This window comes from Bacteroides hominis (assembly GCF_033042785.2).
Lineage (GTDB): Bacteria > Bacteroidota > Bacteroidia > Bacteroidales > Bacteroidaceae > Bacteroides > Bacteroides hominis.
This window is the reverse complement of record NZ_CP178829.1, coordinates 1,018,791-1,039,123: the sequence shown is the minus strand read 5'-3', so window position 1 is coordinate 1,039,123 and position 20,333 is coordinate 1,018,791. Positions and strand designations below refer to the sequence as shown.

General features: G+C 45.6%; 13 protein-coding genes. 4 read left to right on the top strand and 9 right to left on the bottom strand.

The features are described from left to right. Window positions 1-212 precede the first annotated feature (212 nt). Window positions 213-1,088, bottom strand: coding sequence for a helix-turn-helix transcriptional regulator (locus R3O62_RS04595; protein WP_005782925.1), 876 nt, complete (start codon window positions 1,086-1,088; stop codon window positions 213-215). A 115-nt stretch (window positions 1,089-1,203) separates the two neighbouring features. Here R3O62_RS04595 and R3O62_RS04590 point away from each other — a divergent pair, with 115 nt between their 5' ends. Further along, window positions 1,204-1,827 (top strand): phosphatase PAP2 family protein, encoded by a 624-nt coding sequence (locus R3O62_RS04590; RefSeq protein WP_005782927.1) that lies wholly within the window; start codon window positions 1,204-1,206, stop codon window positions 1,825-1,827. Between the two features lie 83 nt (window positions 1,828-1,910). Here R3O62_RS04590 and R3O62_RS04585 read toward each other — a convergent pair whose 3' ends face one another. The 5 genes from R3O62_RS04585 to R3O62_RS04565 form a co-directional block, all read right to left on the bottom strand. Then, a complete protein-coding gene (locus tag R3O62_RS04585) occupies window positions 1,911-3,533 on the bottom strand; it encodes a S41 family peptidase (protein ID WP_235331276.1) in 1,623 nt (540 codons plus the stop codon). A gap of 15 nt (window positions 3,534-3,548) precedes the next feature. After that, a complete protein-coding gene (gene coaD / locus R3O62_RS04580) occupies window positions 3,549-4,001 on the bottom strand; it encodes a pantetheine-phosphate adenylyltransferase (RefSeq protein WP_005812543.1) in 453 nt (150 codons plus the stop codon). A gap of 2 nt (window positions 4,002-4,003) precedes the next feature. After that, window positions 4,004-5,875: a DNA topoisomerase IV subunit B gene (locus R3O62_RS04575; protein ID WP_022012250.1), complete on the bottom strand. Its 1,872-nt coding sequence runs from the start codon at window positions 5,873-5,875 to the stop codon at window positions 4,004-4,006. Window positions 5,876-5,880: 5 nt separating this feature from the next. Then, window positions 5,881-7,017, bottom strand: a complete 1,137-nt coding sequence (locus tag R3O62_RS04570) for a hypothetical protein (protein ID WP_005782935.1) — start codon at window positions 7,015-7,017, stop codon at window positions 5,881-5,883. A gap of 88 nt (window positions 7,018-7,105) precedes the next feature. After that, window positions 7,106-8,068 carry a calcium/sodium antiporter gene (locus tag R3O62_RS04565; protein WP_165016822.1) on the bottom strand — a complete coding sequence of 321 codons (963 nt, stop codon included), beginning with the start codon at window positions 8,066-8,068 and terminating at the stop codon, window positions 7,106-7,108. Between the two features lie 125 nt (window positions 8,069-8,193). Between R3O62_RS04565 and R3O62_RS04560 the strand changes: the two genes are divergently transcribed. Continuing rightward, window positions 8,194-10,005, top strand: coding sequence for a mechanosensitive ion channel family protein (locus tag R3O62_RS04560; RefSeq protein WP_022012251.1), 1,812 nt, complete (start codon window positions 8,194-8,196; stop codon window positions 10,003-10,005). A gap of 739 nt (window positions 10,006-10,744) precedes the next feature. Here the strand turns inward: R3O62_RS04560 and R3O62_RS04555 are convergent. Beyond that, window positions 10,745-11,677, bottom strand: a complete 933-nt coding sequence (locus R3O62_RS04555) for a metallophosphoesterase (protein ID WP_005782938.1) — start codon at window positions 11,675-11,677, stop codon at window positions 10,745-10,747. Between the two features lie 144 nt (window positions 11,678-11,821). Continuing rightward, window positions 11,822-14,584, bottom strand: a complete 2,763-nt coding sequence (locus R3O62_RS04550; protein WP_317472977.1) for a TonB-dependent receptor — start codon at window positions 14,582-14,584, stop codon at window positions 11,822-11,824. A gap of 227 nt (window positions 14,585-14,811) precedes the next feature. Between R3O62_RS04550 and R3O62_RS04545 the strand changes: the two genes are divergently transcribed. Beyond that, window positions 14,812-16,458 (top strand): glycoside hydrolase family 32 protein, encoded by a 1,647-nt coding sequence (locus R3O62_RS04545; RefSeq protein ID WP_005782940.1) that lies wholly within the window; start codon window positions 14,812-14,814, stop codon window positions 16,456-16,458. 79 nt (window positions 16,459-16,537) lie between these two features. Beyond that, on the top strand, window positions 16,538-19,294 hold the full coding sequence (locus tag R3O62_RS04540; protein ID WP_250713213.1) for a substrate-binding domain-containing protein: 2,757 nt from the start codon (window positions 16,538-16,540) through the stop codon (window positions 19,292-19,294). A gap of 262 nt (window positions 19,295-19,556) precedes the next feature. On the opposite strand, the gene R3O62_RS04535 is transcribed toward R3O62_RS04540, so the two are convergent. Next, complete coding sequence (locus R3O62_RS04535; RefSeq protein WP_032531514.1) at window positions 19,557-20,321, bottom strand: DNA-binding domain-containing protein; 765 nt, start codon at window positions 20,319-20,321, stop codon at window positions 19,557-19,559. Between the last annotated feature and the right edge of the window lie 12 nt (window positions 20,322-20,333).

Sequence of the window (20,333 nt, the reverse complement as noted above, 5' to 3'; positions counted from 1 at the left end):
GAAAATAAAGAAATAAAGAATTTACCACCAAATTTGAAGAAGAACCGGAATAACTCACCAATAAAAGCTTCATCAAGGAAGTGGATGTTTATAAAGTTTTGTGGTAATGGTTATCGTCCTGGTATATAATGGAGGGTATTGGAACAGAAGGTCTGGTTACTATGGATGCCAAATAGCGGACCGTTTCTCTTTTGCCAGGCAAAGGGCGGTTTCTATTCTGTTTTTAGAGTAGTAATTTTTTCACCTTTGGCTGCACGTGTACGAAGGGCACGCGGGGAGTCTCCAAAAGAAGCTTTGCAGAAATGTGCAAAATGTGATAAGGAATCGAAACCATAACGATTGCTGATTTCAGTGATGCGTTGTTTGGTGTGCTGGAGATCTTCCAAGATGCCTTCTCTTTTCTTGCTCAGAATCCATTCGTATACCGGCACTCCATACATATTCTTAAATAAGCGGCGGAAGGTAGTAGTTGTATAGCCTCCCAAGTGTGCGAACTCTTCCACGTTTTTCACTTTTTCGTAATTTTGCATGACGAAATATTGGAAGCTTTCTGTATAACTGCTGATGGGATAAAAGAATCTACTTAATTGGGGTGACGGGTAATAGCAGGTAATCAGATACATAAGTTCCTGACATTTGAGATCGATAAACGCACCGCAAGGAATCTGTTCACTCAGGTAATCACAAATATCTTTCATGAAATTGGTAATACGTTGGGTCATTACCAAAGGCGTATAAGTTAAGGGTGATTCTGATTGTTGGAGGATTTCCTGATAATGTTGCTCACAGATCAAAGGTGGTTCGTTGAACCAATACACTACATAACTTACGTCTGTCAGCGCCAATAATTCTAATTTTGAGCCGATGGACTGGAGGATAAACTGTCCTTCGCGTAACGTTGTGCCGGGATACTCTTCGCTGTTGATCAATAACTCTCCTTGTAGCATAAACAGAATACAGTTTTGTGTGCATTTGTCAGCCGGGAAATGTTGTCCTTTTGGAAACGTCCGATGAACAAGTATGCCTTCTGTAGCTTTGGGACATTGCGCACAATCTGTCTGTCTATTACAAAGAGTTTCTCTGGCCATGAATTAAAGTTAGGTGTCAGGGTAAATAATACTTGGGGAACAAAGATAGGTTTTTTTTGCGAAAACTCTGTCTTTTTAATCTATCTTTGCTGCAAAATAGTAAATTAGTAGAAAAATGAAGAAATTTGTGCTTATTTGTTTTTGTGTGCTTTCTTCGATGGGAGGGTATGCTCAGAACTGGGATATCAATACGTTACATAAAATAAACAGTCTTGATGGTAAGTTTGCGAGGAATTATAGCAAGGCTTTTTCTAAATCGGCACCTTATATCGCAGTAGGTGTTCCGGTGGCGATGGCTGTATATGCAGGGATTGATAAAGATAAAGAGTTATTGAAGGATGCTATTTATATTGGGACGAGTGTAGCCGAGGCAGTTGTAATTACATATGGTATGAAATATGCTTTTGACCGTGAGCGGCCATATGACCGTTATCCGGATCGGGTGAATGCGCGCAGCCATGAATCGAGTCCTTCGTTTCCCTCCGGGCATACGGCAGCCGCCTTTTCGTTGGCTACTTCTTTGAGTATCCGTTATCCTAAGTGGTATGTGATAGCTCCATCAGCCTTTTGGGCATGTTCTGTGGGCTTTTCAAGAATGAACGAAGGTGTGCATTACCCGTCGGATGTAGCGGCAGGAGCTGTGATAGGTGCCGGTTGCGCGGTAGCCAATATTTATGTGAATCGCTGGCTCAATAAATGGTTGTTCGGTGAGAAAAAGCAGGTTACCATAAATTATTAACAATAAACGGTGAATGATGGACACTCTGCCAAAAGCGTAGACTGATCATCATTCACCGTTCATAACTCTCCGTTAGAGAATCATTATTTCAATATCTTCTCGTATTCTTTGTCATTTAAGATTTCCAGTGCCCGCTCCACGCTCTTATTGGTAGCATTCATTACTTGAAAGTATTCATTCATATCCCATAAGTCACGGGCTATCAGAGCTTTTAATTGGGCCTTAATCAGTGGTAAAGCCTTGTTGTACTGCTCTTCGTTGAACTCTATCTTTTCTTTGTCGGCAGCCTCTCTCAGGAAATTCAATATCCGGTCGTCTATTTCAAACTTCTCATTGAATTTCTCAAAGGTCTTATATTTATCCAATAAAGCCTTGCGGTTATTTTCAATAAAGTTCATAGTCGTTTTGATTACTACCCCTTTGGCTACCAGGTTACGATGGTAATCAGTATACAGAGTCGTGTCAACCGGAACAAAATAATCAGGCATGATACCTCCGCCGCCATAGACGGTGCGTCCCAGCTTTTTAGTCTGGCATTTTAGTGAGTCCGGGAAATGGATACTGTCTGCACTTACCATTTCGCCATGATTGTAACGGTCGATAAGGTCCTGATTGTATTTATCGATACTGCTTTCGCTGCTCTTTCCTTTTCCCGGCTTCTCGTTGATGTTGCTATCATAAGGTTTCTGTATGCAACGCCCTGCAGGAGTATAATAGCGGGCTATGGTCAGGCGGATCATGGAGCCGTCGGGCAGGTCGATCGGGCGTTGAACCAATCCTTTTCCGAAAGAACGGCGTCCTACTACAACACCCCGGTCCCAATCCTGAATGGCTCCTGTTACAATTTCGCTTGCCGAGGCCGAATATTCATCTACCAATACCACCAAGCGTCCGCTACGAAAGCTTCCGTTACCTTTGGCAAAGAACTCACTGCGTTGCGCAGAACGTCCTTCTGTGTAAACAATCAGTTCTTTTTGTCCCAGAAACTCATTTGCCAGGTCGATGGCAGCGTTCAGGTAACCTCCCCCATTGCCTTGCAGGTCTAAAATCAAGTCTTTCATTCCTTTCTTCTGTAACTCTTTCAGGGCTTTCAGAAACTCTTCTGCAGTGGTTGCTCCGAAACGGTTGATACGGATGTATCCTGTTTTGGGTTGAATCATATAAGCAGCGTCCAGACTGAGGATGGGGATTTTATCCCTTTTTACGTTGAATAAAAGTGGTTCTTTCACACCTCTCCGGATAATGGTCAGATTTACTTTCGAGTCTTTGGGGCCCCGCAGACGTCCCATGATTTCCTCTGTGCTCATTTTGACTCCTGCGATGGCAGTATCGTTAACTGCGATGATGCGGTCTCCTGCCAGAATACCCACTTTTTCGGAAGGGCCATTACTCACCGGTTGTACAATGAGTAGCGTATCTTCAATCATCTGGAATTGTACCCCTATTCCTTCAAAGTTACCTTGGAGAGGTTCGTTCATTTTCTTAACCTCTTCGGCATCCGAATAGGTGGAATGAGGATCGAGTTGTGCCAGCATTTCGATAATGGCCGATTCAACGAGTTTGTTTTCATTGACCGTATCTACATATAAATTAGAGATGGCGAACTCTGCCAGTTGCAATTTTCGCATGGCAGGTGAGCCGAAGTTTTGTGCCTGTAATCCTAAAACGGAACACAAGCCGATAAGCAGGTATATTATTTTTTTCATGATCACATGGATTTATTACATTTCCATCCCTTCGGGAATAAACATACTGATATCTTTATTATAGCCCAGCAGTTCGCGTACAATGGTAGAACTGACACAAGTGAGTTCCGGTTCGGTAAACAGCAGAATGGTTTCGATTCCTGCCAGTTTCCGGTTGATATCGGCAATGGTTTCTTCGTATTCGAAATCTTTCACGGTACGGATGCCACGGACGATAAATCGGGCATCTACCTGACGGGCAAAATCAATAGTCAGGCAATCGTAAGATTCAACCCTGATCCGGGGTTCGTCTTTATAAAACTTACGAATCATTTCCACACGTTTCTCTATCGGGAAGTACGTATTTTTATTTTCGTTGATACCGATACCGATGACAACTTCATCCATAAATGTCAGGGTTCGTTGTACAACAGAATAGTGTCCGATAGTAAACGGGTCGAACGTTCCCGGAAAGATGGCTCTTCTCATGTCTATGCGATGTCTTCTTCTATAACCAGATTGTCAATAATAAAGTTTTGCCGTTCCATTGTATTCTTACCCATATAGAATTCAAGGAGTTCCTTGACCGTGTCTGTTTTGCGCAACGACACTTGTTCAAGACGCATGTCTTTACCGATAAAGTGTTTGAATTCGTCGGGCGAGATTTCTCCCAGACCTTTAAACCGGGTGATTTCCGGATTCGGGCTAAGTTCTTTGATGGCATTCACCCGCTCTTCTTCGGTATAGCAATAGAGTGTTTTCTTTTTGTTGCGTACGCGGAAAAGAGGGGTCTGAAGGATGTATACATGTCCTTTCTTGATCAGATCGGGGAAGAACTGGAGGAAGAAAGTGATCAGCAGCAAGCGGATGTGCATACCGTCCACATCGGCATCGGTCGCTACAATCACTTTATTATAACGCAATCCCTCTATGCCGTCTTCTATGTTCAATGCGGCCTGCAGCAGATTGAATTCTTCGTTTTCGTAAACCACTTTCTTGGTCAGGCCGAAAGAATTGAGTGGTTTACCACGGAGGCTGAATACAGCTTGTGTGTTTACATCCCGGCTTTTGGTGATGGAACCGCTTGCCGAGTCACCCTCGGTGATGAAGATGCACGATTCCTCTTCCAGCCCTTTGCCTTTCACATCGTTCAGGTGGATACGGCAATCACGCAGTTTCCGGTTGTGCAGATTGGCTTTCTTTGCACGTTCACGTGCCAGTTTCGTAACTCCGGCAATAGCCTTGCGTTCTTTTTCCGAATCCTGTATCTTTTGTAACATGATTTCGGCTACATCTGCATGCTTGTGGAGGAAATTGTCTACCTCTTGTTTTACAAAGTCGCCAACGAACTTGTTTACAGTAACGCCACCCGGCGACATGTTGGTAGAGCCGAGTTTAATTTTAGTCTGGCTCTCGAACATGGGTTCTTCCACATTGACAGCAATGGCGGCTACCAATCCGTTACGGATGTCGGTATAGTCCTGGTTCTTATTATAGAATTCCTTAATAGTGCGGGCAATGTGTTCTTTGAACGCACTTTGATGGGTACCTCCCTGAGTGGTGTGCTGTCCATTGACGAATGAATAGTACTCTTCGCCATATTGTCCTGTATGGGTAAAAGCGATTTCGATATCCTCTCCCTTGAGGTGGACGATGGGGTAGAGTCCGGTAGCTGTCATATTATCATTCAGCAAATCGACCAGACCGTTACGCGAAAGAATCCGCTGCCCGTTATAGATAATGGCCAACCCGGTGTTCAGGTAGGTATAATTGCGGAGCATCGTCTCGATAAATTCGGGACGGAAAGTATAATTCAGAAATAAAGTATTATCGGGTTCGAAGAAGATGTAAGTACCGTTTTCTTCCTCGGTATCCTCGGTGTGATCTGCTATCAACTCACCTTTGGTAAAGGTGGCGCAGCGCACTTTACCATCCCGGTAACTACGTACTTCGAAGTTTGAGCTCAAGGCATTGACAGCTTTCACGCCGACACCGTTCAGTCCGACACTCTTCTTGAATGCTTTGCTGTCATACTTACCACCGGTGTTCAGCACACTGACTGCTTCTACCAGTTTTCCCTGTGGGATACCACGGCCGTAGTCGCGTACGCTGACACGAAGATTCTCTTCAATTCTGATTTCAATCTTCTTGCCGGATTGCATTTTGAACTCGTCGATACTGTTGTCAATAACTTCTTTCAGAAGGACATAAATTCCGTCTTCGGGATGCGAACCGTCGCCCAGCTTACCGATGTACATACCCGGACGGGTGCGCACATGTTCCATGTCGCTCAGGTGGCGGATGTTGTCGTCTGTATATTCTACAGGGTTGTTGTCTACAGGTATCAGTTCGTTCTCTTCCATTGTTTTTAGTCTATCTTCTTAGTAAACGCACGACGTCGTTTATGTTGTTCGGTTTTAAAGTATTCCCATTGTGCCTGAACTTTTCCGTTCATTTCCAGTTCGGGGTTGCTTTCTGCAAAGATAAAACCTAATTTTTGATAAACCGGAATTAAATCGGAAAATAACAAAGCATTAACACCTTTGTTCTGGTACTCCGGTTTTACGGCTACAAGCAGCAAGTCAAGCATTTTGGCTCGTCGTTTCATAAATAATGCCTTCAGCAGATAATACCATCCGAGGGGGAGTAATCGTCCGTGTGATTTCTGCAATGCTTCTGAAAGTGAAGGCATTGAAATTCCTACGGCGATCAGTTTGTCTTCCGCATCGGTAATCAGGGTCACCATCCGCAGGTCGACAATCGGGAGATACATTTTTACGTATTGGTCAATCTGGCGTTGGGAGAGGGGAGAGTAGCCATACAGCGGGCTGTAAGCTTCGTTCATCAATTCGAAGATGGCTTGTCCGTAATCGGCTGCGATCTTTCTGGATGAAGTGTATTTCTTTACCTTGAGGTTATATTTACGTTGGATAAGATCGGATATGCGCTGATGTTTTTCGGGAATGGCATCGGGAATGAAGATTTTATATTCCACCCAATCGGCGTCTTTGCCGAATCCCAGTTTCTCCATATGTTGCGGATAGTAGGGATAGTTATAGATAGTGGCCATGGTGCTGAGTTGATCGAACCCTTCGATCAGCATGCCTTCTGCGTCAAAGTCGGTAAATCCGAGGGGACCCTGAATATTTTCCATTCCTTTGGACTTGCCCCATTCTTCTACGGTTTGCAAGAGTTTCGAAGATACTTCAAGGTCGTCGATGAAATCGATCCAACCGAAACGGACATCTTTCTTGTTCCAGGTGGCATTGGCACGGTGGTTGATGATACCTGCGATGCGCCCTACGATTTTCCCGTCTTTATAAGCCAGAAAGTATTCGGCTTCACAAAATTCGAAAGCCGCGTTTTTCTTCTTATTGAATGTGTTCAGCATGTCGTCGTAGAGGTCAGGTACGGAATAGGGATTCTCTTTGTATAATTCGTAATTAAAACGAATGAATTTCTTAAGTTCTCTTTTCGTCGATACCTTTTTAATTGTAATGGCCATAACTTGTATTTATGATGAGGCAGCAAAGATACGTGATAATCTTTAAATTACCACGTACAGAAACTAAAAACTGTGTGCCTCAATGTTTTCAGATCTGATAGATAAGATAGGTTGTATAGGCTATATAGCACAAGACCAGAATGCTTCCTTCGATCCGTGTGATGGTGCGTTTGGCGAAGAATAATCCGAAAAACCAGAGCAGGATGCCTGATCCGACCAACGTGAAAAGATCGAAATTATTGATGCCTGCCAACTGTAAGGGGGTGATGGAGGCACTGCACCCCAACACAAAGAAGATATTGAACAGATTGCTGCCTATGACGTTGCCGATGGCTATTTCGGGATTCTTTTTCAAGGCAGCCACAATGGAGGTAGCCAGTTCGGGCAGGGAGGTGCCTCCGGCTACGAGTGTGAGTCCGATAACGGATTCGCTGACACCCAGATTACGGGCGATGTTACTTGCTCCTTCTACAAACCACTGTCCTCCGAAGATAAGTCCGCCTAATCCGCCCAGAATAAAAAGTACGGATTTCCACATCGGGAGACTTTTGATTTCTTCTTCCGGTGGCTGGGCGTCGTTCGTATTACGAGAAGCTATGGCAAATGTGTAGCCCAGAAAGATAGTGAAGAAGCAGAGCAGAATCAGTCCGTCTGAAATACTTAATGTATTACGGGGAGCTTTGTCCAGAAAGACATCGTTGGCACATATCAGCAGAACAATGGAAGAAAGAATACACAAGGGAATTTCTTTTCTCAAGGTGTTCTGGGTGATTACAATGGGAGCGAAGAGGGCTGTGCAACCCACGATCATCAGGGTATTGAAAATGTTGCTTCCCACAACGTTGCCGACAGCGATGTCCGCACTGCCTTTCAAGGCGGATGATACACTTACCGTCAGTTCCGGTGCCGATGTCCCGAAAGCTACAATGGTCAGTCCGATCACAATGGAAGGAATATGGAAACGTTTGGCTACGGACGCAGCTCCATCCGTCAGGCAGTTGGCGCCCACTAAAATAAGGAGTAATCCTCCGATAAGTAGTAATATATCCATGTTGATACCTTAAATTACTGATTCGGGTGCAAATATAGTGATTTCACTCTATGCTATGTCAAAAACAATCTGTATGTTTGGCACGTTTATCCATTTTAGTGACAATGACTATATGAGTTTTTGATATGAAGAAGAACAGATTATTCAGCCTTTTGTTGTTTCTGTTAGTGGCCAACAGTATGTTTGCCCAGTTAGGGAAAGCGGTCCGGGAGATACTGACCGGCGACAGTGCCGTTACCCATACCACGGTCCGGAATGATTCGGATTCCATACGGATGGCAAATATGAAAAGGGAGTTGGAAGAGGCACGTCTGAATGAAGCCAATATGCGTATGGAAATGGAGCAGTTGAGGTTGAAGGCCTTTGCTGCCGATTCTGTGAAGCTGGCACAGCAGAAAGCACGCATCGACTCACTCCGTCAGTTCACTCCGGGCGTACCGGTGGTGGTTGAGGGTGATACGTTGTTTTATCTCTACACCAAGCGTGGAGGATATACTCCGTTGCAGAGGGCTGAAATGATTGACGCGGCCATTACCCAATTGGGTAAACGGTTTACGCTGCATCCCGATTCGGTATATATAGAGAGCAGTGATATAGTGTCCGATTTGATGTATGGCAATAAGGTCATTGCTTCGTTTACCGACCAGGACGGGTTGTGGGAAGGACGTTCCCGTGAGCAACTGGCGGCAGATAAGCGTATCGTGGTAGTGAAGAAGCTGAAGGAACTGAAAGAGGAACACAGCTTCTGGCAATTGGGTAAACGGATTCTCTATTTCGTTTTAGTATTGGTGGGGCAATATCTCTTGTTCCGGCTTACTACCTGGCTTTTCCGTAAGCTGAAAGTACGTATCCAGAAGCTGAAGGACACAAAGTTGAAACCCATTTCCATTCAGGACTATGAACTGCTGGACACACAACGGCAGGTTAATTTGCTGATCTTCCTTTCCAACCTGTTGCGTTATGTGCTGGTGTTTCTCCAGTTGTTGATTACTGTTCCGCTTCTATTTGTTATTTTTCCGCAGACCAAGGGGTTGGCCGACACGATCTTTTCGTATATCTGGAATCCGGTGAAGGATATTTTGGTAGGCATCGTCGATTATATTCCCAATCTGTTCACCATCTTTATTATCTGGTATGCTATTAAATATCTGGTGCGTTTTGTCCACTATCTGTCCCGTGAGATTGAAGCCGGGCGGCTTAAGTTCGGCGGTTTTTATCCCGACTGGGCAATGCCTACTTTCCATATTATCCGCTTTTTGCTTTATGCATTTATGATTGCGATGATCTATCCTTATTTGCCGGGATCCAGAAGCGGGGTGTTTCAGGGAATATCGGTCTTCGTCGGATTGATCGTTTCGTTGGGGTCCAGTACGGTGATCGGTAATATCATTGCGGGACTCGTCATTACCTATATGCGTCCTTTCAAGTTAGGGGACCGCATCCAGCTGAATGATACTACCGGGAACGTGATAGAGAAAACACCTTTGGTGACCAGGATCAGGACACCGAAGAATGAAGTGGTGACAATCCCCAACTCGTTTATCATGTCGTCCCATACGGTGAACTATAGCTCTTCGGCGCGCGAATACGGATTGATTATTCACTCAGAGGTGACCATCGGTTACGATGCTCCCTGGCGTCAGGTGCACCAGTTGCTGATAGAAGCCGCCTTGAATACTCCCGGAGTGATTGATGATCCTCGTCCGTTTGTACTTGAAACGTCATTAAGCGACTGGTATCCGGTTTATCAGATCAATGCTTATATTCGCGAGGCGGATAAGTTGGCGCAAATTTATTCGGATCTGCATCAGAACATTCAGGATCGTTTTAATGAAGCGGGCGTCGAAATCATGTCACCTCACTATATGGCTATGCGTGACGGCAACGAGTCTACCATTCCGAAAGATGATCTGAGACCTAAAACCGATAAACAGTAGTAAGCAGATGAGTCAAAAACTCACACCACGGAGGATCCCAAGCGGTTAAGTTGCCGGTTAATTAAGAATAAATACTTTATGGCACACTCTATGTCTTTTATCGTAAGAAATAAGTTTTCGCCCTGTTTTTTTGCTTTCTCAAACGATTGTTCCTATCTTTACGGAGATTAAAAAGAAGAATCCCGCCTGCTTGGTCAGTATCTGGATAGATCCTCTAAAAAAAAGCAGAAATCAAGATAAGTAAAAATCAAGACATAATACCATTAGAAACCGCTATCAGTAGCGGTTTTCTTTTTATACAAAATCAGGAAAATTGAAAATCGTCGTCCAGAGGGCGATATACCGTCGTCACGATCTCAACAAAACATCGTCTCGATGACAAAAAATCGTCGTCGTGATCTCAATTTTTCGGAGGGTAAACGCCCTTAAATCGATTTTGGTAATTATAGAATACATTTTATCGGTTGTTGATTTGTTTTTGAATATTAACAAGTAGAGCCTCTCAGAGAGTCGGTTCTCCGATTCATTGCAGAGTGAAGAAGCAGGAGTACCACAGAGCTTTCAGGTTCTGATTTACTATAGAGGATATAGAGACTGATTCTATCTTATATATTCCTAAAGATTAAAACTCAGTGTCAGTTTGCGTAATTGGCTCCTGTGTCCCATAAAACAGAGCCGGCTCTTTCGTCGCGAAGAAGCCGGCTCTTTGAAAGTTGTGTATTTTTCAAGAGAGAGTGATTTATTTCTTTCGGGTCACTGTATAGAGTATATTCCCTTTTTTATCGATCATACGTAAGTTCAATTCCTTTTTATCGGCAGAGCATACAGAAAAGCCCGGTTCGGGACTACAGAATTGAGTACCTTCAACCGGTTTCACCTTACGCGCCAGCGATCCGGCAGAGTTTACGATATAGTCGGTATCACTGCCCGGTACACGGATATGCTGGAAGTTGTGAATGTGTCCGCAGATGTACATATCTACCTTATGCTTCCTCAGGATAGGGTCGAGCCGTTTTTGCAAATCACCGCGTTCACTCTGGTCTTTCGGTGTTTCGGCATAGATAGGATGATGGCCGGCAACGATTACCCAGTCCTCTTTGGCAGCAGTCAGCACAGAGTCCAGCCAAGCCAGTTGTCCGTTCATATCCTGCCGGCAGGCATCGGGATAAGTTTCGGTTTCGTTGCGGTATTTGTCGATCAGGGGAGCGGTATCTATCCAGACAATGCGGATGGTGGCACCTTTTTCTTCAAACGTCTTGGTGTAATAACGTGCAGGCATGGTCCAGCGGCGGCTCACCCGGCTGTAGTCCAGTACAGCCTGCGTATTACCCCGATATTCGTGGTTTCCCAACACAGGATACCAGTCAATCATCAGCTCCGGATGACTGTAGATCAGCTCAAAGTTGGTCATCCAAAGCGGGTCGTCCACGCTGCGTACTCCTTCGAAGTGATGGACGTCTCCGGGAGCCAGTACAAATTCAGGGCCTATTTCCTCGCCCATAGTTCCCATTAATTCGGCGATTGGTTTCTGGTCGTAGTAGCCGTTACGTCCCAGATCGTTGGCAATATAGAAGTTAAATTTCTTGTCGAATATAGAGTAGTCTCTGATCTGGGCTGAGGCTACCGCCCCGATGAAGATAAACAGAAGTGTCAGTAAGTTCTTTAATTTCATAAATATGGTTTTTTATATTGATTATTAATGAATTGAATACGTTTTTTCATCAGTGATGCGAGAAGACGGTTTTAATCTCAGACCCACGGTGCACCGTTTTTTAATCAGCGGTGCACCGTTGATTCAACCTCCTCTGATAGCCGGTTAGAAGTTGATCTTAAACCCGGCATTAATCTTTACGCCATAATATTCCGCCTGCATCGTACGGTCTTTTGTCCCCTGATAATAGCGGAGCGGCTGATTCAGCAGGTTGTTTGCTTCGGCATAGAGGGTGTAGTGTTTTGCAAAAGTGTAACTGGCGTTTACGTCCAGATAGCTCACACGGTCATAATAGCGGTCGTGAAAGGCGTCTTCACCCATCTCGTCAATAAAGGCGGAGGCAAAGTTATAACTCAGGCGGAGATTCAGCCCGCTTTTCTCAAAATAAAGTGATGCGTTGGCGGTATGCTTCGGAGAGCCCGGCAGGCTCAGGTCCTTTTCGTTCTCGCGTCCTTCGAAGTTGAAGTCTTCTACACGGGAGTGGGTGAAAGTATACGTGCCATAGAAGCCGACACATTTCAGGGCAGGAGCGATAAATCCGAAATCACGCTGGTAAGAGAGTTCCATACCTATCAGATTGGCATTGCCTGCATTCTTGGGTTGGATAAAGCGGTTGTATAGGTTGCCGTTGTATTCGTAGTTCGTAGCCACCTGGTTGACAATGAAGTCGTCTATCTTCTTGTAGAATACTCCTGCGCTGACCAGCCCGATACTCTTGAAGTAATAATCCGCGCTCAGGTCGAAGTTATAAGAAAGAGTCGGTTTCAGGCCGGGATTACCCACTGTCACTTCGTTATCCGAACGTTTAATGTTGACGCTGGGCACCAGGGCGGAATACTTCGGGCGCGACAGCGTCTGGGTAAACGAACCGCGTACCTTGAATTCTTCATTTATGCTCCACTTCATAAGGAGTGACGGAAGGAAGTTGATGTAACTGTTTGTTTCTCGGGCAGTCTTTGAGGTTTGGTCTGTTTCGTCGTCATACGTCCGTCCGGTATAGCTGAGGCTGGTATTCTCAATGCGTAGTCCTGTCATCAGCTCCACGTTGTCGGTGAGTTTCTGGTCGAAGCGGATGTATCCCGAGCTTACAGTCTCGCGTGCTTCGAAGTTGCCCGCCAGTTCTTCCTGTACCTGTTCTTTGTCAAATAAGGAAGGATTGTTCAGATCCAGTGAGCCTGCATATTCTTTGCTGGCATAAACACCTGCCTTGTATTTGTTACTCGGCATGAAGTTTTTGTTAGTCTGATCTACCGTATTTTGCAGGCTGTTCGTCATAAACGCCTCTTCATCTTTCGGGGTATATTCATAGAAATCCACCTCCTTGTCTTTGGTTTTGCGCACTACTTTGGCTCCAAACTTCAGTTTGTTTCCATTTTGGAACGGAAGCTTGAAGTTCATAGAGAATTTCAGATCTTCTTCTTTAATATCTTGTTGTTGTTCGGTAAGTTCTTTCAGGCCGAAATCCTTGTTCAGCGTCATTGTAGAGCCGGGCTTCGGAGTAGCCAATGGTTCGCGTTCGTTACTCAGATCTATATCGAATTGCTGTTTCTTGAGCTGAAAGTCGATGTAACGCTCGTTCGGACGCTCCTCGGTTGCTTGGGCATAACTGGCGTTCCAGTCCATAGATAGCGGTCCGAACAGATGCTCCCCGCCCAATGTGAAGTCCATTGTGCGCTGGCGTTCCAGACGGGCATTCCGATTGTCGGGTGTGCCGGCTTTAGTCTGTACGCGTACGGTTGCTTTGCCTTCTTCGTCCAGATCTTTAAGAGTAGTGCGGTACCGGTTTTCCCAGTCGTTCCGGTTATTGAAAATACCTTTGAACATCAGTTTATGGTTTTCGTTGATGTCCCAATCCAGGGCTGCCGAATAGCTCTGGCGTTCGCGGGTCACATAATACTGGCGTATCTGATAGTCATTGATGTATACATTGCCTTTATCGTCTTTCTTCCAGAGGAATTCCGTATCGTACGAACCCGAAGGGGCATTTTGATACGAAGCCGATAGCATGACTCCCAGTTTATCATTAAAGAAGCGGTCGCCATAAGTCAATCCCAGGTTCAGCTGTGCCTTTTCGCTGATCCAGTTGTAGCCGGAACCGGCTGTGGCTGTCAGCGTACGTTTATAAGGAGAGTTCTTGGTGACCAGATTGATCGATCCTCCGATGGCGTCGCCGTCCATGTCCGAGGTTACCACTTTGCTCACTTCGATGGTCTGAATCATATCCGCCGGAATCAGGTCAAGCTGCACGTTACGTGTATCACCTTCTGCCGATGGGATGCGGTTACCGTTGATCGTGACAGAACTGAGGTCTGCCGATGTACCGCGCACCTGTCCGAAACGGGCTTCACCCTGGTCATATTGAACGTTGATACCCGAGATGCGTTTCAGCGCATCTCCGATGTTCGAGTCCGGAAACTTACCTACCTGATCGGCAGAAACCACATTCTTGATGCCCAGACTGTTCTTTTGTGAGTTGATGGCGCGGCGCTGGCCTTGAAAAGCACCGCCTATTACAATTTCCTGCAATTCGACCCCTTCATTCAGTATGACATCTCTTTCGAGCGTCTTGCCTTCGGGAATCGTTATTTTCATTTCTACGGGAGCATATCCCACATAGCTTACTTTTACGGTGTAAGTGCCCGGATTGAGATTGGCGAAGGTATAAAAACCGTTTACGTCGCTCGTTACTCCTGTTTTCAGGTTCTCGATGTAGATCGATGCCCCCGGTAATGTCTGTTTGGATGTGTCGATGATACGTCCCCGGATCGTACCTTGTTTTACTACGTTTGCTTTTTCATCGGCGTAGAGATGACCGCCCATGTTCGATAATAAAAGAACGAATGATACCAGTTTCAGAATTCGTTTCATATTTGTTAGTATGCGTTAATAATTTGTTGCAAAAGTAGAGGGAGGAAGTTTCGTCACTTTTACAGTTGTTTGAACGCTGGGTGACAAAGATGTTACATCTGTATGACCGTAAAGCTTCTTTCGGGTAACTTGAGTGATACGTTTTGTACGCTGAGTGATAGCTTATCCCTGAAAAAATGCGTAAAATTGCACTCAGGTTTTCCATTATTAACTAACAAAATAAAACTATGCATTTGACTACAAAATTATTTCTTGCCGCAACGCTGCTTGCCGGTAACCTGTTTGCTTCATTTGCCGGCGATGTTACGCTGAAGATTACGAAGAAGTATATCAACCTGCCCGTGTCCCACCAAATGGACCGGAAGAAAATGACATTCGAGGTGAAAGGGGCTCCGGAACGTAATTTCGTGATTCGCCTGGCTGACGGGAAACCCGATTATTGGGTATTTTGCGATGTTTCTTCCTGGAAAGGCAAGACACTCCGAATCAGCTATGAAGGAGAGTCTGCCGGATTGGAGAAGATCTATCAGGACGATGTGATTGCGGGGCAAGACAGCCTGTATAAAGAGAAGAACCGTCCGCAATTTCACTTCACTACCCGTCGCGGATGGATTAACGATCCTAACGGATTGGTTTACTATGAAGGTGAATACCATCTTTTCTATCAGCATAATCCTTACGAACGGGAATGGGAGAACATGACCTGGGGACATGCCGTGAGCCGTGACCTGGTACATTGGGAGGAACTGCCGGATGCTTTGCACCCCGATGAACTGGGAACCATCTTCTCCGGTTCGGCCGTGATCGATTATGATAATACCGCCGGATTTAATAAAAAAGGAGAGCCGGCACTGGTAGCCGCCTATACAGTGGATAATCCGGAGAAACAGCGGCAGTGCATTGCCTACAGTCTCGACCGGGGACGTACGTTTACCAAATACGAAGGCAATCCGGTGATAGACTCAAAGGCAAAATGGAATAGTAAAGACACACGTGATCCGAAAGTTTTCTGGTACGCACCCGGCAAACATTGGGTGATGGTGCTCAACGAGCGGGACGGACATTCCATCTACAACTCTTCCGACCTGAAGAACTGGGAGTACAAGAGCCATGTTACCGGTTTCTGGGAATGTCCCGAACTGTTTGAGCTGCCGGTCGACGGAGATAAGAATCACACGAAATGGGTGATGTACGGAGCCTCGGGTACTTATATGCTGGGATCGTTTGATGGCCAGACATTTACTCCGGAGGCGGGTAAGTACTACTATTATACAGGAAGTATGTATGCTGCCCAAACCTATAGCAACCTGCCTGCCAGTGACGGACGTCGCATCCAGATAGGCTGGGGACGAATTTCACACGATGGCATGCCGTTCAACGGAATGATGCTGCTGCCCAATGAACTGACCCTTCGTACTACTTCAAAGGGAGTCCGTTTGTTTAGTGTTCCTGTCAGGGAGGCAGAGCAACTGTTCCGGCCGGTAGGAAACTGGACATCACTTACTTCTGATGCAGCCAACGGGCGGTTGCAATCATTTTCCGACAAGGACTGTTTGCGGATACGGACTACCATCAAGTTATCACATGCCACCAGTGCCGGACTGAATCTTTACGGACAGCCTCTGGTGGATTATGACATGAACTCCAATCTGATAAACGGTGTGTTCTATTCACCCGACGACCGTACCAGTATGGAACTGACAGCCGACATATACATCGACCGTACCTCCATCGAAGTCTTCATCGACGGAGGAGCTTATTCGTATTCGATGAAACGGAGCCCGCGTGAAGGAAATCGCGAAGGACTTCACTTCTGGGGTAACAACATAGAAGTCAAGAACTTGGAAGTGTTCTCGGTAAAATCCATCTGGTAACGAACATTTTCTTTTGATAAGGCGTCCTGTTTCTTTGCTTCAGGACGTCTTATATACGTATTATTAAGGAAAACACAGCATGAAAAACACAAATCTATTTCGGTTCGGCATTTTGCTTTTTGCAGGCCTGTTCGTATTCCTGTCTTCTTGCCAACGGAAGGAAGAGACGGACAGAAAATATGTTATCGGTTTTTCTCAGTGCACTTCCGATTCCTGGCGCGAAGCCGTATTGCTCGAAATGCAGATTGAGGCCTCCAATTACCGCAACGTGGAGTTGGTAGTATATAATGCAATGGATAACAGCAGCCGGCAGGTAGCCCAGATCCGTAAACTGATCTCGCAGAATGTGGATGTACTTATCATTTCACCCAACGAAGCTGTTCCCATTACCGACGTGGCAGTAGAAGCCTACCGGAAAGGTATTCCTACCATTATCCACGACCGTAAGATACAGTCGGATGAGTATACGGTTTCTATCGGCGCCAATAATTACAACATCGGTTCTGCCATCGGCGAATATATCAACGGACAACTTTCTCCCAATTCCCAAATACTTGAAATATGGGGACTGGAAGGCTCTTCGCCCGCCATGGAACGCCATGACGGGTTTATTGACCATCTCCGCAGCGACAAAAACTTCCGGGTGACCCAGGTTTTTGGTAAGTGGCACTATAACAGTGCTTACGATGCTGTCAGCAAGCTGCCTGCTTTTACAGATATCGACTTGGTGTATGCCCATAATGATGTAATGGCCCTTGCTGCACGTGATGTCATTATGAAGCGTGACTCTGTGTCCGGCAGACGTATCCGGTTTATAGGTATCGACGGAGTATATGGTGATGGAGCCGGGTTGCAGGCTGTAGCCGACGAGAAATTGGAAGCCTCTTTTCAGTATCCTACCGGAGGAGCTATCTCCATTCAGGTGGCCATGGCCATTATCAATGGGGAGAAGGTGAAGAAAAACTACGTATTGAATACCGCTATCATTAACCGGGGAAACGCAAAAACCATTCTGGCACAGTCCGAACAACTGAATCATTACCAGAAGCGGATCAACCGCCAGAAGCAGGAAGAAGACAATCTGCTGTCTCGTTTCAAGTTCCTGCGCAACTCCACCATACTGATCCTGGCGTTGATGTTACTCATTATCCCTCTGTTGGGATATGTCATGTACATGAATCTTCGTATCAAGAACAAAAACAAAGAGCTGTATGATAAAAACCAGCTTGTAGAGGCGCAGAAGGAGGAACTGGCGGTCAAGAATAACCAGATAGAAAACATCTCGAACCAGAAACTGCAGTTCTTTACCAATATCTCCCACGAAATCCGTACTCCCCTTACGTTAATACTGGGGCCGGTAAACAAACTGATTAAAAACTCCAGGCTCGATCCTTCTATTCAGGAAGATGTGGCTTTGATGAAGCGGAACGTAGACCGGCTCTACCGGATTGTCAACCAGATACTCGATTTTCGCAGGATTGACAACGACAAGATGAAACTGATTCTGCGTCAGGTAGATCTGATAGGAATGGTCAGAGAGGTCTTCGATTACTTTACCGGTATTGCCCAGGAGAAGCAGATCCATTATCAGTTCTGCACCAACATCGACAAGCTGAATATCCATATCGATGTCAATAAGATAGAGCAGGTATTGGTGAATATCATTTCGAATGCTTTTAAATATTCGGATGGCGGCGGAGATATTTCCGTCAGGGTTATCGGTGAGGCAGAAACTGTTCTGGTGGAAGTGGAGGACCACGGGCGGGGGATTTCAAAAGAGAGCATGGAGCATCTCTTCGAGCGGTTTTATACCGGTAATAAAACATTCGGTACGGCAGGTTTCGGCATCGGACTTAATCTTTCGAAAGAATACGTCGATTTGCATGACGGTGAAATTCGTGTAGAGAGCCAGCCCGGAGAATATACCTTGTTCAGCGTCCGGCTTTACAAAGACATGGCTCACTATACCCACGAATATATATTGGAAGAGACCGACCGTTTCAATCTGAGTTATCATGACATGGAAGTGGATACGACGATAGTGAATGAAATGCTGTCCACGACCTACGATTATCATATTCTGGTGGTGGAAGACGACCCCGATGTGCGATACAGCCTGCGGAAGGAGCTGTCCGACAATTTCCGGGTCGAAGTGGCGGGTAATGGCAATGAAGCGTTGGATCTGTTGGGGAAGGACGTCGCTTTCCACCTGATTCTGAGTGATGTGCTGATGCCCGGTATGAATGGTTTCCAGTTAGTCAACCGGGTGAAGAACGATCTTGCTTTCAGCCATATCCCTATCATACTTCTGACTGCTTTGTCCGAAGACAGCCAGCGCATTTACGGCATTGCCGAAGGGGCGGACGAGTATATTCCCAAACCTTTCAACATCGACTTCCTGAAAATACGTATCATCAACATGATTTCGGAACGGCAAAAGATGAAGGAAGCTTATATGAAGAATCTCCGGGCCGGTACGATGGACAATGTGGAGGTATGCAAACTGATGAAGGTAGACGAGTTGTTCAGGGACAAGCTGCTGAGCATTGTCGACACGCAATATGAAAACTCCGATTTCAGCATCGAAGACCTGAGTGAACATCTGGGATTGTCGAGGGTGCACCTTTACCGGAAGATGAAAACACTGTTCGGGGTTTCACCCACTGATTACCTGAGGAATTACCGGCTCAATAAAGCAATGCTTTTGCTTAAAGCCCGGCAGTATAATATCAGTGAGATAGCTTATATGACCGGTTTTACTTCGCCCGCCTATTTCACTAAATGTTTCCGTACACTTTATGGGGTCACTCCGACAGAGGCAATGGTGGCTAACTGAATATGGGAAACAGATCGTTCTGTCTACGCACCGTATGCAACTCTGTATACAGTACGTATATAGAGTAGTATACGAGCCGTAGATAATGCTGTATACGTATTATACAAAATTGGAGGGTGTGTCGAAACTCACCACAGAGGACACAGAGTAACATAGATCAATTTTTAAGTTATTGATTATCAACATTCTTATTCTGTGTAATCTGTGGTAAAAAGAGTTTTGACACAGCCCCACGATATGAAATGTGCCGGTATGTTTACTGTTAGGCCGTTGGATCATCTACAATATCACCATCGCCATCTCCTTGAGATGCGCCGATGTTGATAAATCGACTGACAGTTCTCGGCGTTTTTAGCATTGTCTGCGAACTGTGGCAGTATTGTGTGGTCAGTCGCAGCTCATAGGTTCCGTCTTTCAAGTCGGCAGGAAGTAGCACCAATACTTCCGAGGGGTTGTTTATGGCAATCATATCCATCGGTAACTTCGTTTCTGTGCCTTTTTCGTCAATCAATACGATACCTACGGCAGAGTCTGTGCCTGTTACTTTAATATTCTTTCCTTGCAGGCGATAGTTACGTCCCGCAGTTGCACTACCGTCCGTAGCACGGGTGGCGGCGTCTTCACCGCCGATGAAGTAGGCCGAGTCACCTTTGGCTCCCAGAATTTTCACGCCGGTCCGTGCGATAGCTTCACGTAAATCCTTATCCTGATTGAAGGAAACATAGATAGAATTTTTCTCGGGATTCCATACTCCACCGTCTATTACCCCTCGAAACTGTGGTACGGCACGAAAAAGCCCCGTATTGACAGAGTATCCGTTCAGTACCAGTTCTGATACCGTACGCTGAAAAAGATCGACGGCATGCTTTAAAGTCTCTGCCCGCAAACCGGTATCTTCTTTCTTCATTTCATCCAGTACATCGGATAGCGTCAGGTTTCCGGCGCTCTCCAATATCAGGATTTTGTCTTCTTTGTTGTCGGTGGTCACGGTATTGTCCGCAAGCCAGCCTTTGAGTTCGGTTTTCATGATTTTTTAAGT

Bases quoted from the DNA above. Each gene is read 5' to 3' on its own strand.
- R3O62_RS04595 (WP_005782925.1), bottom strand. From the start codon at position 1,088: ATGGCCAGAGAAACTCTTTGTAATAGACAGACAGATTGTGCGCAATGT.
- R3O62_RS04590 (WP_005782927.1), top strand. From the start codon at position 1,204: ATGAAGAAATTTGTGCTTATTTGTTTTTGTGTGCTTTCTTCGATGGGA.
- R3O62_RS04585 (WP_235331276.1), bottom strand. From the start codon at position 3,533: ATGAAAAAAATAATATACCTGCTTATCGGCTTGTGTTCCGTTTTAGGA.
- coaD (WP_005812543.1), bottom strand. From the start codon at position 4,001: ATGAGAAGAGCCATCTTTCCGGGAACGTTCGACCCGTTTACTATCGGA.
- R3O62_RS04575 (WP_022012250.1), bottom strand. From the start codon at position 5,875: ATGGAAGAGAACGAACTGATACCTGTAGACAACAACCCTGTAGAATAT.
- R3O62_RS04570 (WP_005782935.1), bottom strand. From the start codon at position 7,017: ATGGCCATTACAATTAAAAAGGTATCGACGAAAAGAGAACTTAAGAAA.
- R3O62_RS04565 (WP_165016822.1), bottom strand. From the start codon at position 8,068: ATGGATATATTACTACTTATCGGAGGATTACTCCTTATTTTAGTGGGC.
- R3O62_RS04560 (WP_022012251.1), top strand. From the start codon at position 8,194: ATGAAGAAGAACAGATTATTCAGCCTTTTGTTGTTTCTGTTAGTGGCC.
- R3O62_RS04555 (WP_005782938.1), bottom strand. From the start codon at position 11,677: ATGAAATTAAAGAACTTACTGACACTTCTGTTTATCTTCATCGGGGCG.
- R3O62_RS04550 (WP_317472977.1), bottom strand. From the start codon at position 14,584: ATGAAACGAATTCTGAAACTGGTATCATTCGTTCTTTTATTATCGAAC.
- R3O62_RS04545 (WP_005782940.1), top strand. From the start codon at position 14,812: ATGCATTTGACTACAAAATTATTTCTTGCCGCAACGCTGCTTGCCGGT.
- R3O62_RS04540 (WP_250713213.1), top strand. From the start codon at position 16,538: ATGAAAAACACAAATCTATTTCGGTTCGGCATTTTGCTTTTTGCAGGC.
- R3O62_RS04535 (WP_032531514.1), bottom strand. From the start codon at position 20,321: ATGAAAACCGAACTCAAAGGCTGGCTTGCGGACAATACCGTGACCACC.